Source organism: Azospirillum sp. NS33, assembly GCF_059703765.1.
This window is the reverse complement of the sequence record NZ_BAAKJB010000004.1, coordinates 177,153-202,325: the sequence shown is the minus strand read 5'-3', so window position 1 is coordinate 202,325 and position 25,173 is coordinate 177,153. Positions and strand designations below refer to the sequence as shown.

The following is a 25,173-nucleotide window of genomic DNA, read 5'->3' as shown; positions in this document are numbered from 1 at the left end:
CCCTTCAGGCAAGAACGGACCCGACCCCCATGAACGACCACGACGAGCGGCGCAAGAAGCTGCGCGGGCGCAACCTGGCGGTGCTGGCGGTGCTGCTGGGGCTGGTCGCCCTGTTCTACGCGATCACCCTGGTGCGGATGGGCGGCAACTGATGGATGACAGCACACGGCGGCGCAACCGCAGGGTGATGGTGTCCCTTCTCGGCCTGGTGGCCGGGATGATCGGGCTCGCCTACGCGTCGGTGCCCCTCTACACCCTGTTCTGCCAGGTCACGGGCTACGGCGGCACCACCCAGCGCGCCGAGGCCGGCGCCGGCGAGGTGCTGGAGCGCACGGTGCATGTCCGCTTCAACGCCGACGTCAACGCCTCCCTGCCCTGGGCCTTCCACCCGAATCAGCGGGCGGTGACGCTGAAGGTGGGCGAGACCTATCTCGCCAGCTACAGCGCCGAGAACCGCACCGGCCAGCCGACCGTGGGCACGGCGGTGTACAACGTGACGCCGGCCAAGGCCGGCTCCTACTTCAACAAGATCGAGTGCTTCTGCTTCACCGAGCAGGTCCTGCAACCCGGTCAGATCGTCGACATGCCCGTGGCGTTCTTCGTCGACCCGGCGATCGCCGACGATCCCAACATGGACGACGTGAGCACCATCACGCTGTCCTACACCTTCTACCGCGCCAAGGACGCCGACGCGGTCCTGGCGCAGGTCCCCGAGACGCCGGGGACCAGCAACCCGGGGGCCCCGGCGCCCGCGAACAATGGACGGGCGGACACGCCCGCGAACACCGGGCGGGCGGATACGCCCGCCGCGAACCGATAGGACGGGGTTGGAGACAATGGCCGACATCACGCACGACGGGCACGCGCCCGCCTCCCACGGCGGCGAAGGCATCCCGCAACCTTACCATCTGCTGAAGCCGAGCCCCTGGCCCTTGCTCGGCGCCTTCGCCGGAGGCCTGTTCGCCTTCGGCATGGTGCTCTTCATGCACTACGACACCGGCCTGGTCGCCGTCGCCGGCTTCCTGTGCATCCTGGCCGTCATGGCCGGCTGGTGGCGCGACGTCATCAAGGAGTCGGTGCAGGAGAAGGCCCACACGCCGGTCGTCAAGATCGGGCTGCGCTACGGCATGTCCCTGTTCATCGCCTCGGAGGTGATGTTCTTCGCCGCCTTCTTCTGGGCGTTCTACGACGCGGCGCTGTTCCCCAAGGTGTTCGACGCCAACCCCGACGGGGTGTGGCCGCCGCCGACCATCCAGACCCTCGACGCCTTCGAAATGCCGCTGATGATGACCCTCATCCTGCTGCTGTCGGGCTGCACGGTCACCTGGGCGCACCACGCCATCCTGGCCGGGCGCAACAACGAGGCGGCCAAGGCCCTGGGCATCACCGTGCTGCTCGGCGTCTTCTTCTCGTTCTTCCAGGGCTACGAGTACATCCACGCCCACTTCGGCTTCACCGAGGGCATCTACCCGTCGACCTTCTACATGGCGACCGGCTTCCACGGCTTCCACGTGATCGTCGGCACCATCTTCCTGGCCGTGTGCTGGTGGCGGACGACGAAGGGCCACTTCACGCCGGCCAGCCACTTCGGCTTCGAGGCGGCGGCCTGGTACTGGCACTTCGTCGACGTGGTGTGGCTGTTCCTGTTCGTCTCGATCTACTGGTGGGGGTCGTAACGGCGGTGGCCGACGCCTTCCATCCCCCCGTCTCGCCGTTCACCGCGGGCCTGCGATGCGCCTGCCCGCGGTGCGGCAAGGGGCGGCTGTTCGACGGATACCTCACGGTGGCGGGCCGCTGCGAGGTGTGCGGGCTCGACCTGGCCCGCCACGACAGCGGCGACGGGCCGGCCGTGTTCCTCATCTTCATCCTGGGCTTCGTGGTCGTCCCCGTCGCGCTGATCGTCTCGCTGAACGTGGAATGGCCGCTGTGGCTGCACGCCCTGGTGTGGAGCGTGGTCATCCTCGGCCTGGCGCTGGGCATGCTGCGGCCGGCCAAGGCCTATGTGGTGGCGCTCCAGTACCGCCACCGCCGCGGCGAGCTGGAGGATGGCGGGGCGTGACCCACCCGTCCGCCCCCGCGGCCGGGCGGCGCCGGTTCCGCCCGTCCCTCTGGGCGACCCTGTTCGCCGTCCCCGCGATCCTCGCCATGGCCGGGCTCGGCACCTGGCAGGTGCAGCGGCTGGCCTGGAAGACCGACCTGATCGCCCGCGTGCAGGAGCGCATGGCGGCCCCGCCCGCCCCCCTCCCCGCGGCCCTTCCCGACCCCGGGGCGATCGAATTCCGGCCGGTGACGGTCACCGGCCGATTCCTCCACGACCGCGAGATGCTCGCCGTCGCCCGGCCCCGCCAGGGGATGGCGGGATTCGAGGTGGTGACGCCCCTGCTGCGCGACGACGGCGGCCCGCCCGTCCTGGTCAACCGCGGCTTCGTTCCGATGGACCGCCGCGCCCCCGCCAGCCGCGCCGCCGGCCAGGTCGACGGCGCAGTGACACTGCGCGGGGTCGCCCGCCTGCCCGCCGAGCCGGGCTGGCTCGCCCCCGGCAATCCCGGCGCCGACGCCCCGCCCGACGCGGTGTGGGGCCACAGCGACCCCGCCGCCATGGCCCGGCACGCCGGGCTCGACCGTGTGGCCCCGGTGGTCATCGAGGCGCTTCCCGGCCAGGCGCCGGGGGGTGTGCCGGCCGGTATCGAGCCGCGCGTCGCGCTCCCCAACAGCCACCTGCAATACGCCGTCACCTGGTACGGGCTGGCCGGGACCTTGCTGGTGGTCTATGTGGTGTTCCACCTGCGCCGCCCCGACGAGGCACCATGACGACGCCCCCGCCCGGCGCCTACCGGGCTCTCGAACGCCGGTTCGCCCGCATCGCCGCCATCGACGACGCCCTGGGCATCCTCGGCTGGGACACCCAGACGATGATGCCGGACGGGGCGGCCGAGGCCCGCGCCGAGCAGTCCGCCGTCCTGTCGGTGCTGGCCCACGAGCTGGCGACGGCACCGGAGGTCGGCGACCTGCTGGCGGCCGCCGAGGCCGCCGCCGCCGATCTGGACGACTGGCAGGCGGCCAACCTGCGCGAGATGCGCCGCACCCACCGGCACGCCACCGCGGTCCCGGCGGACCTGGTCGACGCGGCCAGCCGCGCCGTGTCGGTGTGCGAGATGACCTGGCGGAGCGCGCGGGCCGACAGCGATTTCGCCGCCCTGCTGCCGTCGCTGGGCGAGGTGTTGCGCCTCACCGTGGAAGGGGCGACCGCCAAGGGCGAGGCGTTCGGGATCGCGCCTTACGACGCCCTGCTGGACGGGCACGACCCGGGCGCCCGCGCGGCGCGGGTCGACGAGGTGTTCGACGCCCTGGCCGGGGGCCTGCCCGACCTGGTGGCGCGGGTGCAGGAGCACCAGGCCGCCGGACCGCCCGTGCTGCCCCTGGACGGCCCCTTCTCCACCGCGGCCCAGCGGGCGCTGGGCGAGCGGCTGATGCGCCAGGTCGGCTTCGACTTCACCCGCGGCCGCCTCGACGTCAGCCTGCACCCGTTCTGCGGCGGCGCGGACGACGACGTGCGCATCACCACCCGCTACGACGAGGCCGACTTCTCCTCCGCCCTCATGGGGGTGCTGCACGAAAGCGGCCACGCGCTCTACGAACAGGGCCGGCCGCGCCGCTGGAGGGGACAGCCGGTGGGCCGGAGCCGCGGCATGACCACCCACGAGTCGCAATCGCTGATCGTGGAGATGCAGGCCAGCCGCTCGCCGCAGTTCCTGGGCTGGCTGGCCCCGGTGGCGCGCGCGGCGTTCGACGGCGCCGGCCCGGCGTGGGAGGCCGACAACCTGCGCCGGCTCTACGGCCGGGTGGCGCCGGGCTTCATCCGCGTCGACGCCGACGAGGTGACCTACCCGGCCCACATCGTGCTGCGCTACCGCCTGGAGAAGGCCCTGGTGGCCGGCGACCTGGCGCTGGCCGACCTGCCCGGCGCGTGGTCCGCCGGCATGAGGGAGCTGCTCGGGATCGTTCCGCCGGACGACCGCCGCGGCTGCCTGCAGGACATCCATTGGCCGGGCGGCGGCTGGGGCTACTTCCCCAGCTACACGCTGGGCGCGATGACCGCGGCGCAGCTCTTCGAGGCCGCCTGCACGGCCGACGGCGACGTGTTGCCGGCGCTGGAACGGGGCGACTTCGCACCGCTGGTCGGCTGGCTGCGGGACCACGTCCACGGCCAGGGCAGCCGGCCCGCCTCCAACGACGCCCTGCTCACCGCCGCGACGGGCCGGCCGCTCGACGCCGCCGTCTTCCGCCGCCATCTGGAACGGCGCTACCTCGAGGGGTGAGGCGAAGCGCCCCTGCTAGGAACACGTCAACCGCAGGATCAGGTCACCCCCACGCACCGTCGGAGCGGCTTTCCTCAAGTTATACCAGACGTTGTTCCACTCCACCCGACTGTCGTCTCCCTCCCAATACTTTCCCGATCCGTCCGTTGACTCGGCGCAATAATACAGGGCGTGGCCATCGGTCTGCACCAATTGCACGTCCCCGGCACGCAAACCCGATCTCTCGAACGGTTTAAAATAATACCATGCGTGCGGATGCCAATTCCGATGGCCGTCCGCATGCTCTATGAGAACCCTGATAGGTGTGTTGCAGTCATTGTCAATAATGATTTCGCGTTTTGCCTGAGCATGCGCCGTCTGGAAGGGTGCTGCTGACACCAGCAGCAGCAACACCAACTGGCCGCAGGCAAAATGTCGGGCGACTCCTGCCATCGTCATCCCCCCTCTCAGGATCGACCTTACCCCCCGCGCAAGGATGACGCGCACCCGCGTGCATGACGCATCGCCGGTTCCCGTAAAGGGGGCTCCCTGAAAATTGTCCGCTTGAAACTGACATTCATCAACATTTTTTGCGTCTTCGACGGACCGATTGGCCGATGGCCGCGCGTGATTCGTGCGTGTGGCGGGCGGTCCTCCTGTCCGGTCGGCCGGTCCCGGGCTCACCCGCCGCCGTCGCTGGACCAGTGCCGCCATCCGGCCGTCCCGTCCGTCGGAACCGCGCCTCGGTCGAACCGTTGTCCAAGCGTCACCAACGGAGGAAACGTGATGAAATCCCACATCATTCTCGCCGCGGCGGCGATCCTGGCGACGACCGGCGCGGCCCAGGCCGAGACCGCCGGAGCGGCTGCGGCCTGCCTGGCCGAGGTCCGGACGATCGAGGCCGCGGCGGTGGGCGAGGCCGGCCCGGGCCGGGTGAACGAGGGCATGCAGGCCGCCCAGGTGCAGGAGGCCGAGCGCCTCCAGGCGGCGGCGCGGCGGCAGGCCGCGGACGGCGACGCCGAGGCGTGCACCCAGACCCTGGCGACGCTCAAGACGCTGGTCGCCGAGAACCGCCAGCAGCTCTCCACCCAGCAGGATCTCGCCACCGGCAAGCCGGCCGACGGCCCGGCGCTGGACGCGCCGGCGGCGGAATAGGCCCCGGCGACACCCGCCCGCGGCTGCGGGCCCGGGAGCGCGGCGCGGCCCCGCTCCATGGGCCCGGCCTTGCCGGGCCCCCGGTCAAAGGGCCCATCAATGGCGGCCCGTCACCGCCTTGCGAATGCGCCGCACCCCGACCCAGACGAAGCCGAGCACCACCGGGATCATCACCCCCACCAGCAGGTCCGGGTCCACCTTCCAGCCCAGCCCCTTCAGCCCCTTGGCCGCGTAGCCGACGATGCCGATGAGGTAGTAGCTGATGGCGACCACCGACAATCCCTCCACCGTTTCCTGGAGGCGGAGCTGGAGGTCGGCGCGGCGGTCCATGGATGCCAGCAGCTCGGCGTTCTGCCCCTCCACCGCGATCTCGACCCGGGTGCGCAGCAGATGGCTGGCCCGCGCCAGGCGTTGCGACAGGGTGTCGAGGCGCCCCTGCACGCTCTCGCAGGTGCGCATGGCCGGGGCGAGGCGGCGGTCCATGAACTCGGCGACCGGCGGGGTGCCCTCGATGCGGGTCTCGCGCAGCTCGGCGATGCGCCGCTGCACGATGTCGTAATAGGCGCGGGCGGCGCCGAAGCGATAGGCGGTCTCGGCCGCCAGATGCTCGGTCCGGGCGGACAGGCGGGTCAGCCGGTCGAGCGCGTCCCGTTCGTCCTCCAGCCCGGCCAGGGTGGGCGTGCGCGCGGTCAGGTCCGCCAGTTCGGTCTCGATCAGGCCGACGGTGGGCAGCACCCGGCGCGCCACCGGCAGGGCCAGCAGGGCCATCACGCGGTAGGTCTCGATCTCCAGCAGGCGCTGCACGACACGGCCGGTCTGGCGCGCCGTCAGGCTGCGGTCGAGGACCACCATGCGGGAGAAGCCGTCGCCATGGATGCGGAAATCGGTCCACGCCGCCCCGGCCCCGCCGGAGACCCGGGCGCCGACGTAGTTGTCGGAACCGAACAGCGCGGCGAGGCGGCCGGCGTCCGGCTCCGGGGCGTCGCGGTCGAGCACGGTGACGTGCACGCCGACCATCATCTCACCCGGCAGGCCGGCCAGCCAGTCGTCGGGCAGCGCCTGCAAGGCCGGCTCCACGAAGGGTTCGGCGAAGGCGCCGGAGCGGAACACCGTGTAGGTCGAGAATTCGGTGTGGCGCTCCCACTTCAGTCGGAAGGCACCGAAGTCACCGCTGTAATGGGTGGCGTCGGGGGTCGGCAGGGGCACCCCCGCCCATTCGCACAGCCGCGCCAGGTGCAGACGGTCGGCGTCCTCCGCCGCCTCCCCCGACAGCATGGCCAGCAGCGTCGCCCGCATCGGCGCCTTCAGCGCCTCCGGCGGGCGGGCATGGACCTCGTTGGTGAGGACGACGCGCAGCCCGTGTTCGCGCAGCGGCGCCCCGGAGGCGAGGATACGGGATTCGGCAAGTTCGTCGCTGCTCACGCGGCTTCCCCGTGACTTGAAGTGGACGCCCAGCCTTGCCGGGCCGGCATCGGCACGCCACACTATAGACCACATCATGGCGCACGGGGCGAGCGGCACGCGGCCGCCCCCGTGCGCCCCCTGGAGCCGAGACACCGGAGCAGCCATGAGCGCCCTCGCCGTCACCGACGACCTGTTCTTCAACCGCGCCGGCCTGGACCGCCCCCGGGTCGAGGGGATCGTGGCCGATGCGCTGGGCGGCGCCGACGACGGCGAGCTGTTCCTGGAGTACGCCCAGTCGGAGAGCCTGGGCTGGGACGACGGCAAGCTGAAGGCGGCCAGCTTCGACACCACCCAGGGATTCGGCCTGCGCGCCATCGCCGGGGAGGCCAGCGGCTACGCCCACGCCTCCACCCTGTCCGAGGACGCCATCCGCCGCGCCGCCGACACCGTGCGCGCGGTGCACGCCGGCCATGGCGGCACCATGGCCGAGCCGCCGCTGGGCACCAACCGCGCCCTCTACATCCCCGACAACCCCCTGCAGGCGGTGGAGTTCGAGGCGAAGGTGAAGCTGCTGGCCGCGATCGACGCCTACGCCCGGGCCAAGGACCCGCGCATCCGCCAGGTGAGCTGCTCGATCAGCGGCGAATGGCAGGCGGTGCAGATCCTGCGCGGCGACGGCGCCCGCGTCGCCGACCTGCGGCCGCTGGTCCGCCTGTCGGTGTCGGTGGTGGTCGCCGATGGCGACCGCATGGAGCACGGCAGCTACGGCGGCGGCGGGCGGGTGCAGTACGCGCACTACATGCAGCCGGAGACCTGGCGGTTCTTCGTCGACGAGGCGCTGCGCCAGGCGCTGGTCAACCTGGATTCCGTGTCGGCGCCGGCCGGCGAGACCACGGTGGTGCTCGGACCGGGCTGGCCGGGCATCCTGCTGCACGAGGCCATCGGCCACGGCCTGGAGGGCGATTTCAACCGCAAGAAGACGTCGGCCTTTTCCGGCCTGATGGGCCAGCGCGTCGCCTCGCCCGGCGTCACCGTGGTCGACGACGGCACCATCGAGCATTCGCGCGGCGCCATCACCGTGGACGACGAGGGCACGCCGGGCCAGAGCACCACCCTGATCGAGGACGGCATCCTCGTGGGCTACATGCAGGACCGCATGAACGCCCGACTCATGGGGATGCGCCCGACCGGCAACGGCCGCCGCCAGAGCTTCGCCCACCATCCGATGCCGCGCATGACCAACACGGTGATGCGCTCGGGCGACCACAGCCCGGAGGAGATCATCGCCTCGGTCAAGAAGGGCCTGTACGCCAAGAACTTCGGCGGCGGCCAGGTGGACATCACCTCGGGCAAGTTCGTGTTCTCGGCCTCGGAGGCCTACCTGATCGAGGACGGCAAGCTGGGTCCGGCGGTCAAGGGCGCCACGCTGATCGGCAACGGCCCGGACTCCCTCACCCGGGTCGGCATGATCGGCAACGACAGCCAACTCGACCCCGGCATCGGCACCTGCGGCAAGGATGGCCAGGGCGTTCCGGTGGGCGTCGGACAGCCCACCTTGCGCATCGACGGGCTCACGGTCGGCGGCACCGCGGCCGCCTGAGCGTCACCGGATCGGCGCGCCCGCCCGGTTCCGGGGCCGGGGGTCAGGGACTCACGGGGCGGTCGGCGCGTCGACGGCGCAGCCCGACCGCTCCAGGCTGGCGAGGAACATGCGGCGCTCGATGTCGCCCCAGTCGGGGCGGATCTCCGACGAGGCGAGGCTTTCCAGGGCGGCCGCGGAGGCCACCAGGTCGAGCCCCATGCTGGCCAGCGCCAGTTCCAGCGAGATGAAGCTCAGCGCATAGGTCGATCCCAGCATCACCGTCGCCGCCGACGCGGCGATCGTCACCGACGACGGGCCGACCCCCGGCACCACCAGATACGGCCCCGCCGGCACGCCCAGGGCGCACACCCCTTCCGAGAAATAGCGCTTGCGCCGGGCGACGCCCATGGCGTCGGCGACGTCGAAGGCGCCGAGCAGCCCGGCGGTGGAGTTCACGGAGAAGCGCAGCAGGGCGCGGCCGCTGTTGGCGGCGTCGCCGTCCAGCGCCCAGCTCAGCGCGCTCACCGGCTCCGTCAGGTTGCCATGGACGTTTGCGGCGACGGTGCGCGCCACCGGCGGCAGGCTGCGCACGCCCCGCATGGTCGGGGCCACGAGGGCGGCGCCAAGGAACTGGTTGAACTCGTCGGCCCAGACGTTGAATCCGCGCAGCGGGTCGTCCGCCGCCGCCCGGTCCGGCGCCAGCCACAACACGGCTCCGACCAGCACCGCGGCAACCCACCTGCCCATGTCCCATCTCCCCCCGCGTCCGTTCGCGATGCTGCGCCCATCGTGCCCGAAGGGCAAGCATCCATCATCGTATTCGCCGCGCGCCCGTGAATATTCCATGACGTTGCCATGCACCGGACTCCCGGCCGGCGCCCGTGCGACGAAGTGGCCGACCATGATGCCCTGAAGAAGGAAACGGCCTATAGTATCCGGTGTGGCAACCTATAATAAGAAAGGGTGCACCGATGATTTCGATGAGGAGCGTTGGCGCGAGCGGCGGCGCGGCGATGGGGCGCCGTCTGGTGCTGCGGCTGGCGGTCGCCATCGCCGCCGCCGCCGTCCTGCCGCCGCTGTCCAGGGCTGCCGCCCGCGCCGCCATCGCGGCGGACCCCCGCCTAGGCGAGATCTGGCGCTGCCGCGCCGGGGAATGCCCGGGGTACAGCTACGACCCGATGGCCGGCGATGCCGACAGCGGGGTGGCGCCGGGAACCGCCTTCCAGGATCTTCCCGACGACTGGTACTGCCCCCGCTGCGGCGCCGCCAAGGTCGAGTTCAGCCGGCTTGGTGGATAGGCGGCTTGGCGTTTCGTGGGGGTTGGCCAGGGCGACCGGGCGGCGTACCTTCCCCGGAAACCAGGGGAACGGCCGCGGCGGCCGTGCCCCGCGGCCGGCGATGGGAGGCAGAGGTGGCGGTGTTGGCGTTGGTTTCGGCGGTGTGTCCCGACCGGGTCGGGTTGGTGTCGGCGATCACCGGGTCGCTGTTCGACGAAGGCGTCAACCTGCGGGACGCGACCTTCGCGGTGATGGGCAACGGCGCGGAGTTCTCGGCCGTCTGCGACGTCCCGGAGGACTTGGATCTCGGCGTCCTGGAAGCGGCGCTGGCCGTGCTTCCGGAACTGGCGGGGGCGGAGGTCCGCGTCGCCCCCTTCTCGTTCGACCCGGTGCCGGGGCCGCTCGGCCGCATCACCCACCGGGTCGCGGTGAGCGGCGGCGACCAGCCCGGGCTGATCGCCCGGATGTCGGAGATCTTCACCCAGTTCGACGCCAACATCGTGCGCCTGGAGGCACAGACCCTGCCCGAGCCGCAGGGCGAGCGCTACGCCATCCGGTTCGCCGTGTCGATCCCGGAGGAGCGTCGCGCCCCGTGCCTCGCCGCGGTCGCGAACACCGCGGAAAGCCTCGGCCTGTCCTGCCGGGCCGAGGCACTGTAGCCGCCGCCCCTCACTGCCCGGGGGAGCGGGAGAACGACTTGATGGGGCCGCGCGGGTTGCCGGACATCGCGGCAATCTTGCGGTCCTGCTCTTCGAGGATGGTGCGGGCCGGCTCGTCGCCATCGAGTCCGCCCACCTCTTCGGCCGGCACCCGGCGGTTGGACGTGCGGGCACCGTCTTCATAGATGACGTCGAACAGGACGAACGCCGGCGGCGTCGCGGGTTTCTTGCGTGCCATGGGGCAACTCCAATAGGGCTGGATCAGGAAGCGCTGGACGGGGTCGCGTCGCTGTCTGTCTCGGCCTGCGCGTCGACGTCGACCTCACCGTCGGCGTCGGCGTCGCCCTCGACCTCGTCACCGCCGTCGGGGTCGCCGTCCTCCGGTGTCTTGCGCTTCGCGGCCTCCTCCTCGCGCCGGGCCTGTTTTTCCTTCTTTTTCTGCTCCTTGGCCCGGTTGCGCTCGGCACGCTGCTGGTTGTAATTGGGCTTGAAGGCCATTGGCAAACTTTCGAAAAAATGGAAGTCGCAACACGGAAAAAGGGCACCGGTTTCCCGGTGCCCTTCCATTCCGATCCGGATCGGAACGGTCAGACGGCCTTCAGGTTCTCCGCCGAGGTCTTGCCGCGACGCGGGTCGCGCTGCTCCTCGTAGGAAACCTTCTGGCCCTCGTTGAGGCTGCCCATGCCGGCACGCTCGACGGCCGAGATGTGCACGAAGATGTCAGGGCCGCCGCTCTCCGGCTGGATGAAGCCATAGCCCTTGGTGCTGTTGAACCACTTTACGGTGCCGACGGGCATCGTAACCCTCCATTTTCCGGTTGGCGCCAGCCCGCTGGCCGGCGCGAAGACTGTGTCCAGGAGTAGCGTCGATCTGGGCACCCGAAGAGGGAGCAGGCCGGCAATCCGAATCACAAGGTCCCCCAGAACATGGGCCGCCCCGGACGCTTTGCAAGGCGCAATCCGGCGATGGGCGGCAAAGAAATCCCGGCCGCGCGCAGCCCCCGCGCGCGCCGGCGCAACGCCACGGATGCGGGGCAGATCCATTGATTTTGCCGGAATCATCGTATATTTTGTTGGGATGGACGAGATTGACAGAAAGATATGCGGAATCGCCCAGAGCGACGGGCGCGCCTCCTACGCCGAAATCGGCGCCGCAGTGGGGCTTTCCATTTCCGCCGTGAACGAGCGCCTCAAGAAGCTGCAGGCCGCGGGAACGGTGCTGGGCTGGGGGGCGCGGGTGGCCCCCGCCGCGCTCGGCCTGGATGTGCTGGCGTTCGTCCAGGTTCTGCTGGAACGGCCCGAGCACGATGCCCCGTTCCGCGACGCCATGACGCGGGCCGCCGCCGTCCAGGAATGCCACCATGTCACCGGGGAGTGGTCCTACCTGCTCAAGGTGCGCGTCGCCGACACCGCGGCGCTGGAGCGGTTCCTCGGCGACACGCTGAAGCGCCTGGCCGGCGTGGTGCGGTCGCACACCGTGATCGCGCTCTCCTCGCCGAAGGAAACCGCCATGCTGCCGGTGGAGTGACCGGAATGGACGCCGTCGCCCTGCTGCTGCAGGGACTGGTCATCGGCGTGTCGATCGCCGCGCCGGTCGGGCCGATCGGGCTGCTGTGCATCCGCCGCACCCTGGCCGAGGGCCCGGTCGTCGGCTTCGCCACCGGCCTGGGCGCCGCCACCGCCGACGCCGCCTACGGCGCCGTCGCCGGTTTCGGCCTCGTGGCCCTGTCCGACCGGCTGCTGGGGTGGGAGGCCGAGGTCCGCCTGCTGGGCGGCGGCGCCCTGGTGTGGCTGGGCCTCGCCACGATGCGCGCCCGCCCACCTGCGGCAGCGGCCCCGCTCGCGCCTCCGGTGCCGGGCGGGCCGCGGCCCGGCAGCACCCCGCCGTCCGCCCCGCCGCCCACCCTGCGCGGCCTGCTCGGCGCCGGCGCGACGACCTTCGCCCTGACGCTGGCCAACCCGGCGACCATCATCAGCTTCCTGGCGGTCTTCGGCGGCCTGGGGCTGGCCGGCGGCGCGGGCGGCACCCTGGCGGCGGTGGCCCTGGTGCTCGGCGTCTATCTCGGGTCGGCGGCGTGGTGGCTGGGCCTCAGCGCCGGCGTCGGCGCGGTGCGCCATCGCGTGTCCGGAGCCGCCATGGCCTGGATCAACCGCGCCTCGGGCGCCGTGCTCATGGGGTTCGGGGCGCTGGCCCTGGCCGGCGGGGCGCTGGCCCTGGTGGGGGGATGAGCGGCGTCGGCCCGGAAGGCCCGGCGCCGGGTCACAGCAGGGCGAGGGTGAGCGGCCCGCTCAGCGCCGCCGAGGCGGCGAGCAGCAGGGCGAGCGCGGTCACCCGCTCCACCCACGACCACCTCTTCCAGTCCCGCTTCAAACTCTTCAGTTCCTCGGGCATGACCGGCCTCCGCCGTCTCACGAAGTCATCGCCTGAAGTCAAGTTGCGCCCTGACCGCTTTCTGATCTGTTAACGTGGAACCACTGTGCTCGGCCTTACCCCTTTTTTGTGATACTACCGTTGTCCCGGCGCCATCCTGATGAAGAGAATCAAATGAGCGACAATTTTCTTCCGGCGGATATTTCGAATCGGTCACGGGGGGCAACACGATGCGCTCCCCTTCCGAACGGAGGGGGCACCGCCCAAATGAGGGGGGACTCCAACAAGACGTCCGGGGTGGTCGCGTGTCGACACTGAAGATCGGCTTGGCGCTTGGCAGCGGCGCCGCACGGGGCTGGGCCCACATCGGCGTCCTGAAGGCGCTGAACGAGCTGGGGATCGAGCCGGACGTGGTGTGCGGGACCTCGATCGGCGCGTGCGTCGGCGCCGCCTACCTGACCGACCAGCTCGACGAGCTGCAGGGCTGGGCGCAGAGCATGGGCCTGCTGGGCATGCTCGGCATCATCGACGTCACCTTCCGCAAGGGCGGGCTGGTGGCGGCCGACCGGGTGTACGAGCGCTTCCGCAACGCCCGGACCGACGTGCTGATCGAGGATCTGCCCAGGCCGTTCGCCGCGGTGGCCTGCGACCTGGCGACGGGGCGCGAGATCTGGTTGCGCGACGGGCCGATGCTCGACGCCGTCTGCGCGTCGGCGGCCATGCCGGGGCTGTTCCCGGCGGTCCGTTCGGACCAGCACTGGCTGGTCGACGGGGCGCTGGTGAATCCGGTGCCGGTGTCCCTGTGCCGCGCCATCGGCGCGGACGTGGTGATCGCCGTGAACCTCAACAGCGAGCTTTCCGCCCTGCCCCGCCCGGTCACCGTCGCCGAGCTGCCGGTGGCCGACGAGGCGACGCGCAGCCTGCTGCCGCCGGCGATCGCCGCCTGGCTGGGCCGCCGGCCGGGGGAGCGGACCGGGTTCCTGGCCAACCAGCTGGCGGGGGAACCGGCGGCCGCACCCAACGTGATGGGCATCCTCGCCGGGTCCATCGACATCATGCAGGACCGCATCACCCGGTCGCGCCTGGCCGGCGAACCGCCGGACGTGCTGATCACGCCGCGGCTCGGGCACATCGGCATCCTCGAATTCGACCGCGCCCAGGAGGTGGTGGAGATCGGCTACCGCGCCGCGTCGGTGATGCGCCCGGCCATCGAGAACGCCCTGAAGCGGGCCTGAGGCGCGCGCCGCCGGCGCGCCGCGGCTCACGCCGCCGGCCACATCCAGGTCAGTTCGTGCTTGTTGTGGTGGAGGTGGACCAGGCGCCCGCCGGGAATCGCCGCGAAGGCCCGGGCGGCGTCGTGGTCGGTGGCGCCCTGAAACTTCAGGGTGCAGACGAAGCGGCGGGCGAGCCCGCTGGCCATCCACGCCTCGACCAGGCGCAGCAGGCGGGCGGGATAGCAGATAACGTCGCACGCCAGCCAGTCCACCGGCCCGATGTCTTGGGGCCGCAGCCCGAAGGCGCTCTCCTGGCGGACCGTGACCCGCGGCAGGGCCGCCACGGCGGGGTCCAGCGGCGCCTTGTCGACGCTGATCACCGCGGCCCCCAGCTCGTGCATCACCCAGGTCCAGCCCCCGGGACAGGCCCCGAGGTCGAGGCAGCGGTCGCCCGGCCCGGGGTGCCCGCCGAACAGCGTCAGCGCCTCCCACAGCTTCAGATAGGCGCGGTTGGGGGGAGCGGTGCGGTTCTCCACGAACGCGACCTCGCCGTGGCGGAACGGGCTGGAGCAGTGCGCGGCCGCCACCAGCGTGTGCTCGTCCAACAGGGTCCAGGACCCGAGCGGCGCGGTGGGGGCCGGCTGGGGAAACGCCAGCGGGTGCGCCGAGACGTGGGGAAGGTTCTCCTGGATCAGCGCGGCGCGGCGGTGATGGCGCTGCGGCCATGCCGCCCAGTTGCGCTGCAAGGCGCGCAGGGTCCGCGCCGCCTCCTTGATCGACGCGAAGCGGATGCGCACCGGGTCGCGCCACACGTTCTGGGCCCAGGCCACCGGACGCGGCGCCCCGGGGGCGTAGACCAGCCGCCCGTCCACCAGCGACACGTCGCCCAATTCGGCGACGAGGTCGTCGACCAGGCCGTCGGCGGCGAGGTAGACGGTCTCGCCCAGGGGATCCGGGACGGGGGTGGCGGTCGGTTCGGTCATCGTCGCAACGTCGCGGCTTCGGGACAGGCGCCGTTGTAGCCTACTCCGCCGCCGCGGCAAACAGCGCTCCCCATGGCGGCAGGCGGACGCGCGTCCCGTCGCAGGGCCCCGACCGGACCGGGGCCTCGACAGGGCACCACCGCACCCCCTCGGGAAGCGTCGCCTCCACGACGCTGGCCGAGAGGTTGAAGAGGCAGAGCAGGCGCGCGCCGTCCAGCGTCCGCTCGAACGCCAGCACCGGCTCGGGCGCCTCGCGCAGGCGGATGGCGCCCCCCCGCAGCTCCGGCCGGCCGCGCCGCCACGCGAGGACGGCGCGGGTGGCGGACAGCACGCTGGCCGGGTCGGCCGACTGGCGGTCGACGGCAAGCGCACGGTGCGCGTCGGGCACCGGCAGCCAGGGCTCCGCGGCGGAGAATCCGGCGTTCGGCGCGTCGCCGCACCACGGCATCGGCGTGCGGCAGCCGTCGCGCCCCACCTCCTCGGGCCAGAGGGCGATGCCGAAGGGGTCGCGCAGGCGCTCGAACGGCACCGCCGCCTGGGGCAGGCCCAGTTCCTCCCCCTGGTAGAGGAAGGCGGTGCCGCGCAGGCTGGCCAGGAGGGCGATGAACAGGGCCGCCGCCGCCGCCGGCGCCGCGGCGCCGCCCCAGCGGCTGGCGACCCGCGGCACGTCGTGGTTGGAAAACGCCCAGGACGGCCAGCCGCCGCCGGGCTGCGCCTCGAACGCCGCAACGGCCCGGCGGACGGTCGCCGCCCCGTCCAGCGGCCCCAGCAGGGCGAAGTTGTAGGCGGTGTGCAGCAGGTCCGGCGCCGCCACGTATTCGGCGGCGCGGCCGACGCCGTCATCGTCGTGCACCTCGGCGACCGCCATGCGCCCGGGATAGCGGTCCAGAACCCCGCGCAGGCGGCGCAGGAAGGCCAGCGTCTCCGGCCGCGACTTGTCGTAGAGATGGAGCTGCCGGCCGTAGGGGCTGCCGGCCGGCACCCCGTCGGGCCACGCCGCCCCCGCCGGCCGCGGCGGGTTGTCGCGCAGCCGCCGGTCGTGGCAATAGTAGTTGGCGACGTCGAGGCGGAAGCCGTCGACGCCACGGTCCAGCCAGAAGGCGCAATCCGCCAGCACCGCATCCTGCACCGCCGGGTTGTGCAGATTGAGGTCGGGCTGGGCGGCGAGGAAATTGTGCAGGTAGTACTGCCGGCGCCGGCCATCCCAGGTCCAGGCGGGCCCGCCGAACACCGACAGCCAGTTGGTGGGCGCCGTGCCGTCGGGCCGCGCGTCGGCCCAGACGTACCAGTCGGCCTTGGCCCCGCCGGCGCTGAGACGGCTTTCCTGGAACCAGGCGTGACGGTCGGAGGTGTGGCTCAGCACCATGTCGATGATCACCTTGAGGCCGAGCGCGTGTGCCCGCGCCAGCAGCCGGTCGAAGCCGGCCAGGGTGCCGAACAGGGGGTCGACGTCGCGGTGGTCGCTGACGTCGTAGCCGTAATCCTTCATGGGCGACCGGAAGAAGGGCGACAGCCAGACGCCGTCGACCCCCAGGGATGCCACGTGGTCCAGCGCCGCGGCGATGCCGTCGAGGTCGCCGACGCCGTCCCCGTCCGCGTCGCGGAAGCTGCGGGGATAGATCTGGTACATCACCGCGCCGCGCCACCACTCGGTCATCGCAAACCTCCGCTGCCGATCCCCTTTCTAGCCGAATGGCGCCCGCCGCGCAGCCGCCTGTGACATGGATCAAACCTTCGGTCCGACCGCATGCTGGCAATTGACAATCATTCTCAGATCTCGTAGCTGTGGAGGCAGAGACGTTGAGGGTACGCAAAATGTATGTGTGCATCTGTCACGCCTTTACCGACAAGCAGGTGACCAAGGCCCTCAACGAAGGCGCCGGCACCACGGCGGGCGTCTACAAGTCGCTGGGGCACCGGATCCAGTGCGGCAAATGCGTGCCCTATGTCCGTGGCATGGTCGAGGAGCACCGCCAGGCCCGCACCTGCGGCGGCGGATGCGGCGGCGGATGCAACCACGCGCACGATTCGTCCCCCCACGACCAGCCCCACCCCGCCAACGCGGAAGCGCCCATCGTCTACGGCGTCGCCGCCGAATAGGCGCCCCCACCGACGCCTCCTCCCCGCGGCAGCGCCGCCGCCGGCTCCCGCTCACCGGCCCCCGCCCCGAAGGGTCCGCCGGCCGGCGTTGTTCCACCTGCGCGTCGGGTTCGACGGCGAGGAGGACGCCGCGCGATTCTGCGATGGGCGGCACGCCGCGGCTCGGGAATGCGTGCTGCTGCGCCCGCACGGCAGCGGCGCCCCGGCCGGTCAGCCGGACGCCTGCGTCTGCTCTTCCAGAGCGGCGATCAGCTGGCGTGGCGTCACCGGCTTGTGGATCACCCGCAGGCCGTGCCGCGCCGCGTCCTCCTGGCATTCCGGCCCGGTCTCGCCGGTGAGGATGACACCGGGGATCACGCTCCCTGCCCATTCGCGCACGCGGACGATGACCTCGGTGCCGACCCGCCCGGCCCGCAGCCGGTAGTCCGACACCACGACGTCGGGGCGGCGGTCGCTGCGCCGCAGCTGCTCCATCGCCAGGTCCAGGGAGCCGGCGATCACCACCTCGTACCCCCAATCCTCCAGGATCGCCCGCAGGCCCAGCAGCACGATGGCGTCGTCGTCGACCACCAGGGCCAGGCGCCCGCACCCCGGCGGCGGCGGCACGGCCGCGACCGCCGGGTCGGGCGTCCGCGTCTCGCCCAGGGGCACCATGACGCGGAACTCCGACCCGCGCCCGGCCTCCGATCGGACGTCGACGCGGTGGTCCAGCAACCGCGCCAGGCGCCGCACGATGGCGAGGCCCAGGCCGAGCCCCTGGGTGCGGTCGCGCTCGGGATTGCCGACCTGGTGGAACTCGTCGAAGATCCGATCCAGATGGTCGCGGGGAATGCCGATGCCGGTGTCGCTCACCACGATGTCCAGGCCCCCGTGGCGCTCCGTGCACCGCACGCGGACGGATCCGGCGGGGGTGTAGCGCAGCGCGTTCTCCACGAGGTTGCGCAGCATGCGGGTCAGCAGCGTGCGGTCGCTGCGCACGGTGGCGCGGCACTCGTCGACGCGCCAGCCCAGCCCCTTGCCCTCGGCGACCGGCGCGTAGGAGGCCGCGATGTGCCCGAGCACCTCGGCGACGGGAAACTCCTCGATCGCCGGTTCGACCACACCGGCGTCCAGACGCGACACGTCGAGCAGGCTGTCCAGCAGCGCCTTCAAGGCGTCCAGACCGTGCTCCACATGGTGCAGCAGGTCCCGCCCCTCGGCGTCGACATGGGGCGCCAGCGTGGCGACGAAAAAGAACAGCGACTGGAGCGGCTGGCGCAGGTCGTGGCTGGCGGCGGCGAGGAACTTGGTCTTGGCGAGGTTGGCGCGCTCCGCATCGTCCTTGGCCGCGGCAACGGCGTCCTCCATCTCCCGGCGTGCCGAGATGTCCTCGACGATGGAGATGCGGTAGCCCTCCTCGCGGCCGGACACCCGCACGAGGGAGGACGTCACCCGCACCCAGAAATGGTGGCCGTCGCGGTGCCGATACCGCTTTTCGACGGCGTAGCTCGGCAGCCGGCCGTCCAGCAGCCGTACCAGCAGGGCGTCCTCGGCGGCGCGGTCGTCGGGATGGGTGAGGGCGCGGAAATCGGTCCCCGCCAGATCGCCGCGCGCCAGGCCGAGCATGCCGCACAGGCGGCCGTTGGCCTCCAGGATGCGCCCGTCCGGGCCGACGCGCTCGATGCCGACGGCGGCCTGCTCGAAGACGGCGCGGAACCGCTCGTCGCTGCGCCGCTGCGCCGCCTCGGCCGCGCGCAGCCCGGTGATGTCGACCACCACCGCGCCGACCGCCGCGACCGCGCCGTCCGACACGACGGGATAGAAGCTGGTCAGCAGGTGCCGGCGGCCAGCGGGGCCGCCGCCGCCGTCCAGCACGAGCTCCAGGGTCTGCACCGCGGCGGCGGAGCCGAAGATGCGCTCGACAACCGGCGCCACCGTCTCCGCCCCGTCGGACAGCACCTCGGCGGCCGTGCGGCCGATGAGGTCGGCGGCCGCCCGGCCGGTGCCGTCGGCGGCCGCCCGGCCGCTGAGAACGGCGAGCGTGGCGTTGGCGCGGATGCAGCGGCGCTCCCGGTCGAAGAAGGCGAAGCCGACCGGAGCGTGCTCCAGCAGGGCGTTCAGTTCCGCCAGGGTGGCGGCGCGGGCGCGGTCGGCGGCGGCGCGCAGCGTCGCCTGGCGCTGCAGGTCCGCGGCCATGGCGTCGAAGGCACGGGCCAGTCGGCCGATGTCGGAGCGGGTCTCGGCAAACCCGCTGCGGGCCCCGAGTTCACCGGCGCGCCAGCGTTCGCTGGCGGTGATCAGCGCGGCCACGGGACGGCGCAGGAAGCGCTGGCCGCCCCACCACACGGCCACCAGCGTCAGCACGGCCACCAGCCCGATCGCCACCAGGGCCCGGATCATGGCGTGGCGCAGGGGCTGGACCGCCGCCTCCTTGTCCAGGCCCACCGCGACGAACAAGCCGCCCAGCCCGCTGTTCCGCGCGCTGTACCCGAGCACCCGGGCCACCCCGTCGGACCCGACGAGCTCGATCGTGCCCGGCGCCGGCCGTCCGAGGTAGGGCCGGAAGCGGTCCGGCACGCTGTCGCCGACGAATCCCGGGATGTCCGGGACGCGCGCCAGGACCACGCCGGCCGGGTCGGCGACGGTGATCGAGGTCCCCGCCGGCAGCGGCTTGGCCGCGAGCTGGCGGGCCAGCCAGTCCAGCTCGACGACGGCGGTGACCACGCCGGCGGCGGCGCCCGGGCCGGTGCCCGGGGCGTCGTAGGGAACGGCGAAGGGAAGCCCCGGCGCGCCGGAGGCGGCCTGCCACAGATGTTCGCCGGTCTGGAACCCGCCGTCGGCGAGGGCGCGCCGCACATCCGCCCGGCCGGACATGTCGGTGCCCAGGGAGCCGCGGTCGGTGGCGCAGCGCACCCGCCCGCCGAGGCCGGCCACCCGGTAGTGCAGGTGCCCGGGCATCGCCGTCGCGAGCCGGTCGAGCAGGGCCTGGCACCGGCCGTTGTCGCCGCTGCGCACCGCATCCGTCGCCGCCAGCGCGGTCACGACCTGGCGGACCCCGTCGACCAGGCGGACGTGCTCGGCCTCCACCAGCCCGACCAGGCGGGCGGCTTCGCCGTGGATCTCGGTTTCACGCAGATGCTGGAGCCGCAGTTCGTTGTCGACCTCGACCACCGCCGCCGGCACGAGGGCCAGCGACACCAGCAGCATCAGACGGGTCAGGAGGCTCATCGCGGCGGTCCAACACGGAGAGGGCAGGTCAACGGCGGCGTGGCCGGGAGGCCGTCGGCGACGTGCGGTCAGGCATAACGGATGAGACCGCGCAAAGGTTCTGGAAGGCGACGGGGCGCCCCGGTGCGGCCGGACGGTCCGCCGGACCGCCGCCCCGCGCCGTCGGCCCGGGGAACAACCGGCGACGCCGGTGGGGTTGCCACGCGTGCGAAGAAAATGACACCGGTGGCCGACTTGTCTCTTTGCCGGCCGGGAGTATCGGGAATATCCTCTTTCGCTGTGGCGATGGCTGGCCCAATCCGGGAGGCGAGGAACGCAATGGAGATACCCAAACCGGATCTGCGTGCGTTGCTGCTCGCACATCAGGAAAAACTGTTTCGATTTATACTCAAGCACGTCGGCGATCGCACCGAGGCCGAGGACCTGACTCAACAGACCTTCCTCGAGGTCGTGCGGTGCTACCAGAATTTCCGCTGCGAATCCTCGCCGACGACCTGGATGTACGGGATCGCGCTGAACCTCGTGCGCAACCACTTCAAGCGCTCGCCGCAGCGCCGCTACCACCATGTGGGCGAGGAGATCCTGCTGGCGACGCCGAGCGGCGACGATCCCGGCCAGGAGATGGAACGCCGGCGCCAGATGATGGCGCTGCAGGCGGCCATCCGCGAACTCACACCCGACCTGCGCGAGGTTCTGGTTCTGGTCACCCTCGAGGGCATGGCCTACGACGAGGCCGCGTCGCTTCTTGGCATCCCCGTCGGCACCGTCCGCAGCCGGCTGTCGCGGGCCCGCGAGCAGGTGCGGCGAAAAATCGGGGGAACTGTTGGCACGCCTTCCGTTACTAAGTCTGTAGCCACCGCCTGACGAACCGCTCCAGCGGAGGGGACCGCAGTCGCAGTGGGGGCAACCGCAGACGCGAGTACGTGGATGAACCGAGACAGTGCGATCAGCCTGGTTGCCGCCGCGCTCGATGGGGCCCTGACGAAGGACGAGATGGTCGGCCTGTTCGACTATCTCCGGCGCAGCAGGGAAGCCCCGGAGGTGATCGATACGGCGCTCACGCTGGAACTGGCCATCGCCGACCTGCGCGCAGCCCATGACCGGGCTCCGGCGCCCCCCGATCTCACGGCGCGGCTGCTGAACGACGTGCTGTCGCAGATGAGCGCCCGGTTCCAGGACCATCTCCGCCCCACCGACCCGCTGGCCGTCCTGATGAACGTGCCCCGCGCCCCGGTCGGCAGCGACGGCACCGTCGCGTTTTCCGCCGAAGGCGATGTGGCGTGCGTCGTCGGCTCCGGCCAGGAGACCATCGACGTCGGGGCGCTGGGCGCGCCGGCCGAAGGCCGCTGGCGGCTGTGGCTGGCCGACGACGGCCGTCCCGCCCTGGACGCGGCGGCGCTCCGGCTGCCCGAGCGCGCCGCGGGGGCCGTGCTGGCCTCCGGCGGTGCGGCGCTGCTGTTCTTCAACGTCGACCGGATCGTCTGGTCCGGCCCTTGACCGCCGCCCGGTGGAGATGGCGCATCGGGCGGTAGTCGGCCAGGTCGAGGTGGACCACGGTCTCGCTGAGGCCGGGGCAGATCGGCCGTTCCAGGCACCGTGCGCCGAGAACCTCGGTGTAGCTCAGCATCAGCCGGTGGTCGTCCAGCCCGTCGCTGCGCCCGCCGAGCGCGGTGTCCACCCCCCCGGCCACGGCGGTCGCCCCGCTGGCGCTGTCGATCAGCCGTTCGGTGAACCAGATCAGGCCGGCGAACGGGTTGGTGAGGCCGCGCCGGGCGTCGACGCGGCGGTACAGCAGGATCCACACGAGACCGCCGGGCTCGACCCGGTAGATGATCTCGGCCCCACCCGCCGCCACCCGCACCCCGCGCGACGCGGCGAAGCGGCCACCGAACAGGGTGACCGGCTGGGGCGGGCTGCCCGCCGCGGCGAAGGCAGCGGCCAGGCGGCGGGCGACGGCGTCGGCGCCGGCCGCGCCGCCGGCGCTGGGTGTCGGCGGCGCGGGGTCGGGCGGGGTCTCGGGCATGGCGGCACCGGGGGCGGGTCGGCCACACCCCGCATCAATCCAGCGGGATCTGGCCGAGGGGTTGGATGGTGATCTCCTGGGTCAGTTCCTGGTAGGAGACGACGGGCAGTTCGTACAGCTCCATCTCGATCAGCTTGCGAATGAAGCGGCGCACGTCCATGGAGGTGACCAGGACCGGGCGCTGGCTGGCCTTGGTCACGTCTCCGACGGTCTTCTTGACGTTGGCGACGAACTTGCGCGCCACCGTCGGGTCGAGCGCGAGGTAGGACCCCGACGAGGTCTGGCGGATGGCGCCCCGCACCGCCTCCTCCACCTGCGGCGTCACGAGGTAGGCGGGAAGGACGTTCTGGCCGCTGGAATACTTGTAGCTGATCTGCCGGCGCAGGCTGGAGCGGATGTATTCTCCGAGCAGCACCGTATCCTTTTCCTTCTGCCCCCAATCCAGCAGCGATTCGAGGATCGCGCGAAGATTGCGGATGGAAATCCCCTCGGAGACCATCCGCTGGAAGATCTCGGTGATCTTCTGCAACGGCACGACCCGCTGCACCTCCTTCACGAGGTCGGGGAAATTTCCTTCCATGTTGGCGAGCAGGAACTTGGTTTCCTGGATGCCGATGAACTGGTCGGCGTATTTCTTGAGGACGAAGGAGAGGTGGTAGGTCAGGATGCGCGAGGCATCCATGTGGGCGATCCCCGCCCTGTCGAGCAGCGCCGTGTCGCTCTCCCGCACCCACAGCGTCTCCACCCCGGGCAGGAAGCGCGGCCCCGGCTCGGCGAGGACCTTGAACAGGGCGAGGTTCTCCGCGGTGTCGCGGGCGAGCACCCAGCCCGGCCGGAGCACGCCCTGGGACATGGGGATCTCCTGCAGCAGGATGCTGTAGGCGCCGTTGCGCAGCCGGTCGTTGAAGCGCAGGTTGATTCCCGGGAACGGCACCCCGAGGTCGAAGTAGAGGGCGCGGCGGATCAGGATCATCTCGTCGTTCAGCACCTCCGGCCGGATCGCCGTCTCCAGGTCGGCGGCGAGGTCGAGGAGCAGCGGCACGGTCAGCGCGAACTCCTCCTCCGGTTTCCCCTTGCCGGCGGCGGAGCGGGCGGCCGACGCCGGGCGGGCCGCCGGATTCATGGACGGCAGGGTACCGCCCTTGCCCGCCAGCGCCGCCGGCTCCGGCCGGAGGGCGCGGATCTGCAGGTAGGCGGAGCCGCCCAGCAGCGCGCTCAGCAGGACGAAAATGAGGGTGGGGAAGCCGGGGATGAGACCGAAGAGGAACAGCATCGCCGCGCCGATCAGCAGGGCGCGCGGCTCGTTGGTCAGCTGGGCGCTGATGTCCTTGCCGAGGTTGCTGTCCTCCTCGTCGACGTCGGACACGCGGGTGACGATCACGCCGGCGGTGATCGAGATGAGCAGCGCCGGGATCTGCGAGATCAGGCCGTCGCCGACGGTCAGGATGGCGTAGGTCTCCAGCGCCGTCGCGGCGTCCATGCCCCGCTGCATGGTGCCGATGGTGATCCCGCCGAGGATGTTGACGATGACGATGATGATGCCGGCGATGGCGTCGCCCTTGACGAACTTCATGGCGCCGTCCATCGAGCCGTAGAGCTGGCTTTCCTTCTCGACGATGGAGCGGCGGCGGCGTGCCTCGTTCATGTCGATGACGCCGGCGCGCATGTCGCCGTCGATGGACATCTGCTTGCCCGGCATCGCGTCCAGCGAGAACCGCGCGCTCACCTCGGCGACGCGCTCCGCGCCCTTGGTGATCACCACGAACTGGACGATGGTCAGGATCAGGAAGATGACCAGGCCGACCACCAGGTTGCCGCCGACCACGAAGTTGCCGAAGGTGTAGATGATCTCGCCGGCGTCGGCCTGCAGCAGGATCAGCCGCGTCGTCGAGATCGACAGCGCCAGCCGGAACAGCGTGGTGATCAGCAGCACCGCCGGGAAGGCCGCGAACTTCAGCGGCGACGACAGGTACACCGCCACCATCAACAGCACCACCGCCGCCCCCATGTTGAAGGCGATCAGCCCGTCGACCAGCAGGGTCGGCAGGGGAAGGATCATCATGAAGACGATGCCGATGATCAGCACGGCCAGCAGGACGTCGCTGCGGCCCTTGAGGCTGCGGAGCACGCGCGAAACGGGATTGGCGGTCATGGCAGCGCGGCGGAGCGGAGGGAGAGGTAGGCGGCGGCGGCGTGGGCCGCCTCGTCGCCCCGGTCGAGGCGCAGCAGCGCGCGACCGCGGATGAGGTGGATGGGTGCGTGTTCGGCGTCCCGGCGCGCCGGCGGGCCGACCGCCGTGAGGTAGGCGTCGGCGGCGGCCAGGGCGCCGCCGGCATCGCCGGCGCGCAGCCGGACCCAGGCCAGCGTCTTCAAGATGGCGGGGTCGTCCGCGAACAGCCGGCCCAGCGCCTCGAACAGGACGAGGGCGCGCTCGATGCTGTCGTGGCGCAGGTAGAGCCATGCCTTGAACACAAGGAAGTCGCGCTCGTCCTGGGCGAGGGTGGCGAGGGTCATCCGCGCAGCAGCACTTTGCGGTAGTCGTTGACGATGTCGCGCAGCATCGCCTCCTCGCGCAGCACCGCGAGGGCCCCGGCGATGGCGGGATCGTCGGGGCGCTCGTCGCGGATCACGCCGAGGCGGTCGAGCACCCCGTCGAGCATGGCCGAGAACCGCGCGGGCGCGGTCATGGTCCGGTCGCCGACCGGCGGCCGGACGAAGGCCAGCAGCTCGTCGTCCTTGGTGGGGCGTTCCACCACGGCGTCGAGCTGCACCTCCACCGCGCCTTCGCTCGGCGCCAGGGAACCGCCCTCGGGCAGCCGGGCGTCGCCCGGTCCCCCGTCGTAGAAGATGCGCTCGATCCCGGTGTCGAGCGCCATGAAGCGTGCCGAGACATCCACCATC

Annotated in this window: 30 protein-coding genes; 16 read left to right on the top strand and 14 right to left on the bottom strand. The window is 71.7% G+C overall.

The window, feature by feature from the left end; all coding sequences use genetic code 11:
• The first annotated feature begins 29 nt into the window (after positions 1–29).
• The 6 genes from AC6H2I_RS06235 to AC6H2I_RS06210 are packed head-to-tail and all read left to right on the top strand — an operon-like array spanning position 30 to position 4,319.
• Entirely contained in the window at positions 30–152 is a 123-nt protein-coding gene (locus tag AC6H2I_RS06235; protein ID WP_497499719.1) for a cytochrome c oxidase system small membrane protein, read from the top strand.
• Positions 152–820: a cytochrome c oxidase assembly protein gene (locus tag AC6H2I_RS06230; protein WP_497499718.1), complete on the top strand. Its 669-nt coding sequence runs from the start codon at positions 152–154 to the stop codon at positions 818–820. The genes AC6H2I_RS06235 and AC6H2I_RS06230 overlap by 1 nt, the downstream gene beginning before the upstream one ends.
• 16 nt (positions 821–836) lie before the next feature.
• Complete coding sequence (locus tag AC6H2I_RS06225) at positions 837–1,676, top strand: cytochrome c oxidase subunit 3 (protein ID WP_497499717.1); 840 nt, start codon at positions 837–839, stop codon at positions 1,674–1,676.
• Complete coding sequence (locus AC6H2I_RS06220; RefSeq protein WP_497499716.1) at positions 1,664–2,059, top strand: DUF983 domain-containing protein; 396 nt, start codon at positions 1,664–1,666, stop codon at positions 2,057–2,059. The genes AC6H2I_RS06225 and AC6H2I_RS06220 overlap by 13 nt, the downstream gene beginning before the upstream one ends.
• Positions 2,056–2,811, top strand: coding sequence for an SURF1 family protein (locus AC6H2I_RS06215; RefSeq protein WP_497499715.1), 756 nt, complete (start codon positions 2,056–2,058; stop codon positions 2,809–2,811). The genes AC6H2I_RS06220 and AC6H2I_RS06215 overlap by 4 nt, the downstream gene beginning before the upstream one ends.
• Complete coding sequence (locus AC6H2I_RS06210; protein WP_497499714.1) at positions 2,808–4,319, top strand: carboxypeptidase M32; 1,512 nt, start codon at positions 2,808–2,810, stop codon at positions 4,317–4,319. The genes AC6H2I_RS06215 and AC6H2I_RS06210 overlap by 4 nt, the downstream gene beginning before the upstream one ends.
• Before the next feature lie 15 nt (positions 4,320–4,334).
• Here AC6H2I_RS06210 and AC6H2I_RS06205 read toward each other — a convergent pair whose 3' ends face one another.
• Positions 4,335–4,751: a hypothetical protein gene (locus tag AC6H2I_RS06205; RefSeq protein WP_497499713.1), complete on the bottom strand. Its 417-nt coding sequence runs from the start codon at positions 4,749–4,751 to the stop codon at positions 4,335–4,337.
• A 333-nt stretch (positions 4,752–5,084) separates the two neighbouring features.
• Between AC6H2I_RS06205 and AC6H2I_RS06200 the strand changes: the two genes are divergently transcribed.
• Positions 5,085–5,453 carry a hypothetical protein gene (locus tag AC6H2I_RS06200; protein WP_497499712.1) on the top strand — a complete coding sequence of 123 codons (369 nt, stop codon included), beginning with the start codon at positions 5,085–5,087 and terminating at the stop codon, positions 5,451–5,453.
• Positions 5,454–5,549: 96 nt separating this feature from the next.
• Here the strand turns inward: AC6H2I_RS06200 and AC6H2I_RS06195 are convergent, their stop codons facing one another.
• Entirely contained in the window at positions 5,550–6,875 is a 1,326-nt protein-coding gene (locus AC6H2I_RS06195) for a DUF3422 family protein (RefSeq protein ID WP_497499711.1), read from the bottom strand.
• Positions 6,876–7,020: 145 nt separating this feature from the next.
• Here AC6H2I_RS06195 and tldD point away from each other — a divergent pair, with 145 nt between their 5' ends.
• Positions 7,021–8,457 (top strand): metalloprotease TldD, encoded by a 1,437-nt coding sequence (gene tldD / locus AC6H2I_RS06190; RefSeq protein ID WP_497499710.1) that lies wholly within the window; start codon positions 7,021–7,023, stop codon positions 8,455–8,457.
• Between the two features lie 51 nt (positions 8,458–8,508).
• On the opposite strand, the gene AC6H2I_RS06185 is transcribed toward tldD, so the two are convergent.
• Positions 8,509–9,186 carry an MlaA family lipoprotein gene (locus AC6H2I_RS06185; RefSeq protein WP_497499709.1) on the bottom strand — a complete coding sequence of 226 codons (678 nt, stop codon included), beginning with the start codon at positions 9,184–9,186 and terminating at the stop codon, positions 8,509–8,511.
• A 233-nt stretch (positions 9,187–9,419) separates the two neighbouring features.
• Between AC6H2I_RS06185 and AC6H2I_RS06180 the strand changes: the two genes are divergently transcribed.
• Both AC6H2I_RS06180 and AC6H2I_RS06175 read left to right on the top strand, forming a co-directional pair.
• The gene (locus AC6H2I_RS06180; RefSeq protein WP_497499708.1) at positions 9,420–9,737 is read left to right on the top strand and encodes a rubredoxin; all 318 of its coding nucleotides are present in this window, start codon (positions 9,420–9,422) and stop codon (positions 9,735–9,737) included.
• 119 nt (positions 9,738–9,856) lie between these two features.
• The gene (locus AC6H2I_RS06175; RefSeq protein ID WP_497499750.1) at positions 9,857–10,375 is read left to right on the top strand and encodes a glycine cleavage system transcriptional repressor; all 519 of its coding nucleotides are present in this window, start codon (positions 9,857–9,859) and stop codon (positions 10,373–10,375) included.
• Between the two features lie 10 nt (positions 10,376–10,385).
• On the opposite strand, the gene AC6H2I_RS06170 is transcribed toward AC6H2I_RS06175, so the two are convergent.
• The 3 genes from AC6H2I_RS06170 to AC6H2I_RS06160 all read right to left on the bottom strand — a co-directional run bounded on the left by AC6H2I_RS06170 (position 10,386) and on the right by AC6H2I_RS06160 (position 11,172).
• A complete protein-coding gene (locus AC6H2I_RS06170; protein ID WP_497499707.1) occupies positions 10,386–10,613 on the bottom strand; it encodes a hypothetical protein in 228 nt (75 codons plus the stop codon).
• Positions 10,614–10,636: 23 nt separating this feature from the next.
• A complete protein-coding gene (locus AC6H2I_RS06165) occupies positions 10,637–10,873 on the bottom strand; it encodes a hypothetical protein (RefSeq protein WP_497499706.1) in 237 nt (78 codons plus the stop codon).
• Between the two features lie 89 nt (positions 10,874–10,962).
• A complete protein-coding gene (locus AC6H2I_RS06160; RefSeq protein WP_497499705.1) occupies positions 10,963–11,172 on the bottom strand; it encodes a cold-shock protein in 210 nt (69 codons plus the stop codon).
• Positions 11,173–11,401: 229 nt separating this feature from the next.
• Between AC6H2I_RS06160 and AC6H2I_RS06155 the strand changes: the two genes are divergently transcribed.
• Entirely contained in the window at positions 11,402–11,902 is a 501-nt protein-coding gene (locus tag AC6H2I_RS06155; RefSeq protein WP_497499704.1) for an Lrp/AsnC family transcriptional regulator, read from the top strand.
• A gap of 5 nt (positions 11,903–11,907) precedes the next feature.
• A complete protein-coding gene (locus AC6H2I_RS06150; RefSeq protein WP_497499703.1) occupies positions 11,908–12,603 on the top strand; it encodes a LysE family transporter in 696 nt (231 codons plus the stop codon).
• Positions 12,604–12,634: 31 nt separating this feature from the next.
• Here AC6H2I_RS06150 and AC6H2I_RS06145 read toward each other — a convergent pair whose 3' ends face one another.
• Positions 12,635–12,766, bottom strand: coding sequence for a hypothetical protein (locus tag AC6H2I_RS06145; protein ID WP_497499702.1), 132 nt, complete (start codon positions 12,764–12,766; stop codon positions 12,635–12,637).
• Positions 12,767–13,050: 284 nt separating this feature from the next.
• Between AC6H2I_RS06145 and rssA the strand changes: the two genes are divergently transcribed.
• A complete protein-coding gene (gene rssA / locus AC6H2I_RS06140) occupies positions 13,051–13,980 on the top strand; it encodes a patatin-like phospholipase RssA (protein WP_497499701.1) in 930 nt (309 codons plus the stop codon).
• A gap of 26 nt (positions 13,981–14,006) precedes the next feature.
• Here rssA and AC6H2I_RS06135 read toward each other — a convergent pair whose 3' ends face one another.
• Together AC6H2I_RS06135 and AC6H2I_RS06130 are read right to left on the bottom strand one after the other, a co-directional pair.
• Positions 14,007–14,942 carry an SAM-dependent methyltransferase gene (locus AC6H2I_RS06135; RefSeq protein ID WP_497499700.1) on the bottom strand — a complete coding sequence of 312 codons (936 nt, stop codon included), beginning with the start codon at positions 14,940–14,942 and terminating at the stop codon, positions 14,007–14,009.
• A gap of 40 nt (positions 14,943–14,982) precedes the next feature.
• The gene (locus tag AC6H2I_RS06130) at positions 14,983–16,599 is read right to left on the bottom strand and encodes an alpha-glucosidase family protein (protein ID WP_497499699.1); all 1,617 of its coding nucleotides are present in this window, start codon (positions 16,597–16,599) and stop codon (positions 14,983–14,985) included.
• A gap of 158 nt (positions 16,600–16,757) precedes the next feature.
• Between AC6H2I_RS06130 and AC6H2I_RS06125 the strand changes: the two genes are divergently transcribed.
• Complete coding sequence (locus tag AC6H2I_RS06125) at positions 16,758–17,042, top strand: (2Fe-2S)-binding protein (protein ID WP_497499698.1); 285 nt, start codon at positions 16,758–16,760, stop codon at positions 17,040–17,042.
• A gap of 210 nt (positions 17,043–17,252) precedes the next feature.
• On the opposite strand, the gene AC6H2I_RS06120 is transcribed toward AC6H2I_RS06125, so the two are convergent.
• Positions 17,253–20,249, bottom strand: a complete 2,997-nt coding sequence (locus tag AC6H2I_RS06120) for a PAS domain S-box protein (RefSeq protein WP_497499697.1) — start codon at positions 20,247–20,249, stop codon at positions 17,253–17,255.
• Between the two features lie 318 nt (positions 20,250–20,567).
• On the opposite strand from AC6H2I_RS06120, the gene AC6H2I_RS06115 reads away from it, so the two are divergent.
• Together AC6H2I_RS06115 and AC6H2I_RS06110 are read left to right on the top strand one after the other, a co-directional pair.
• Complete coding sequence (locus AC6H2I_RS06115) at positions 20,568–21,113, top strand: RNA polymerase sigma factor (RefSeq protein ID WP_497499696.1); 546 nt, start codon at positions 20,568–20,570, stop codon at positions 21,111–21,113.
• A gap of 63 nt (positions 21,114–21,176) precedes the next feature.
• A complete protein-coding gene (locus AC6H2I_RS06110) occupies positions 21,177–21,746 on the top strand; it encodes a hypothetical protein (RefSeq protein ID WP_497499695.1) in 570 nt (189 codons plus the stop codon).
• Here AC6H2I_RS06110 and AC6H2I_RS06105 read toward each other — a convergent pair.
• From AC6H2I_RS06105 to sctX, 4 genes are read right to left on the bottom strand one after another with little or no spacing between them, the layout of a single operon-like run.
• Positions 21,712–22,272: a hypothetical protein gene (locus tag AC6H2I_RS06105; RefSeq protein ID WP_497499694.1), complete on the bottom strand. Its 561-nt coding sequence runs from the start codon at positions 22,270–22,272 to the stop codon at positions 21,712–21,714. The genes AC6H2I_RS06110 and AC6H2I_RS06105 overlap by 35 nt on opposite strands.
• A gap of 34 nt (positions 22,273–22,306) precedes the next feature.
• Positions 22,307–24,424, bottom strand: a complete 2,118-nt coding sequence (gene sctV, locus AC6H2I_RS06100) for a type III secretion system export apparatus subunit SctV (protein WP_497499693.1) — start codon at positions 24,422–24,424, stop codon at positions 22,307–22,309.
• The gene (gene sctY, locus AC6H2I_RS06095) at positions 24,421–24,786 is read right to left on the bottom strand and encodes a type III secretion apparatus assembly chaperone SctY (RefSeq protein WP_497499692.1); all 366 of its coding nucleotides are present in this window, start codon (positions 24,784–24,786) and stop codon (positions 24,421–24,423) included. The genes sctV and sctY overlap by 4 nt, the downstream gene beginning before the upstream one ends.
• Entirely contained in the window at positions 24,783–25,172 is a 390-nt protein-coding gene (sctX, locus tag AC6H2I_RS06090; protein WP_497499691.1) for a type III secretion apparatus assembly protein SctX, read from the bottom strand. The genes sctY and sctX overlap by 4 nt, the downstream gene beginning before the upstream one ends.
• Position 25,173 lies beyond the last annotated feature (1 nt).

Coding starts and splice junctions, on each gene's coding strand:
- AC6H2I_RS06235 (WP_497499719.1), top strand. CDS start 30: ATGAACGACCACGACGAGCGGCGCAAGAAGCTGCGCGGGCGCAACCTG.
- AC6H2I_RS06230 (WP_497499718.1), top strand. CDS start 152: ATGGATGACAGCACACGGCGGCGCAACCGCAGGGTGATGGTGTCCCTT.
- AC6H2I_RS06225 (WP_497499717.1), top strand. CDS start 837: ATGGCCGACATCACGCACGACGGGCACGCGCCCGCCTCCCACGGCGGC.
- AC6H2I_RS06210 (WP_497499714.1), top strand. CDS start 2,808: ATGACGACGCCCCCGCCCGGCGCCTACCGGGCTCTCGAACGCCGGTTC.
- AC6H2I_RS06205 (WP_497499713.1), bottom strand. CDS start 4,751: ATGGCAGGAGTCGCCCGACATTTTGCCTGCGGCCAGTTGGTGTTGCTG.
- AC6H2I_RS06200 (WP_497499712.1), top strand. CDS start 5,085: ATGAAATCCCACATCATTCTCGCCGCGGCGGCGATCCTGGCGACGACC.
- tldD (WP_497499710.1), top strand. CDS start 7,021: ATGAGCGCCCTCGCCGTCACCGACGACCTGTTCTTCAACCGCGCCGGC.
- AC6H2I_RS06185 (WP_497499709.1), bottom strand. CDS start 9,186: ATGGGCAGGTGGGTTGCCGCGGTGCTGGTCGGAGCCGTGTTGTGGCTG.
- AC6H2I_RS06180 (WP_497499708.1), top strand. CDS start 9,420: ATGAGGAGCGTTGGCGCGAGCGGCGGCGCGGCGATGGGGCGCCGTCTG.
- AC6H2I_RS06170 (WP_497499707.1), bottom strand. CDS start 10,613: ATGGCACGCAAGAAACCCGCGACGCCGCCGGCGTTCGTCCTGTTCGAC.
- AC6H2I_RS06165 (WP_497499706.1), bottom strand. CDS start 10,873: ATGGCCTTCAAGCCCAATTACAACCAGCAGCGTGCCGAGCGCAACCGG.
- AC6H2I_RS06160 (WP_497499705.1), bottom strand. CDS start 11,172: ATGCCCGTCGGCACCGTAAAGTGGTTCAACAGCACCAAGGGCTATGGC.
- AC6H2I_RS06155 (WP_497499704.1), top strand. CDS start 11,402: ATGCGGGGCAGATCCATTGATTTTGCCGGAATCATCGTATATTTTGTT.
- AC6H2I_RS06150 (WP_497499703.1), top strand. CDS start 11,908: ATGGACGCCGTCGCCCTGCTGCTGCAGGGACTGGTCATCGGCGTGTCG.
- AC6H2I_RS06145 (WP_497499702.1), bottom strand. CDS start 12,766: ATGCCCGAGGAACTGAAGAGTTTGAAGCGGGACTGGAAGAGGTGGTCG.
- AC6H2I_RS06135 (WP_497499700.1), bottom strand. CDS start 14,942: ATGACCGAACCGACCGCCACCCCCGTCCCGGATCCCCTGGGCGAGACC.
- AC6H2I_RS06130 (WP_497499699.1), bottom strand. CDS start 16,599: ATGACCGAGTGGTGGCGCGGCGCGGTGATGTACCAGATCTATCCCCGC.
- AC6H2I_RS06125 (WP_497499698.1), top strand. CDS start 16,758: ATGTATGTGTGCATCTGTCACGCCTTTACCGACAAGCAGGTGACCAAG.
- AC6H2I_RS06120 (WP_497499697.1), bottom strand. CDS start 20,249: ATGAGCCTCCTGACCCGTCTGATGCTGCTGGTGTCGCTGGCCCTCGTG.
- AC6H2I_RS06115 (WP_497499696.1), top strand. CDS start 20,568: ATGGAGATACCCAAACCGGATCTGCGTGCGTTGCTGCTCGCACATCAG.
- AC6H2I_RS06110 (WP_497499695.1), top strand. CDS start 21,177: ATGAACCGAGACAGTGCGATCAGCCTGGTTGCCGCCGCGCTCGATGGG.
- AC6H2I_RS06105 (WP_497499694.1), bottom strand. CDS start 22,272: ATGCCCGAGACCCCGCCCGACCCCGCGCCGCCGACACCCAGCGCCGGC.
- sctV (WP_497499693.1), bottom strand. CDS start 24,424: ATGACCGCCAATCCCGTTTCGCGCGTGCTCCGCAGCCTCAAGGGCCGC.
- sctY (WP_497499692.1), bottom strand. CDS start 24,786: ATGACCCTCGCCACCCTCGCCCAGGACGAGCGCGACTTCCTTGTGTTC.
- sctX (WP_497499691.1), bottom strand. CDS start 25,172: ATGGTGGATGTCTCGGCACGCTTCATGGCGCTCGACACCGGGATCGAG.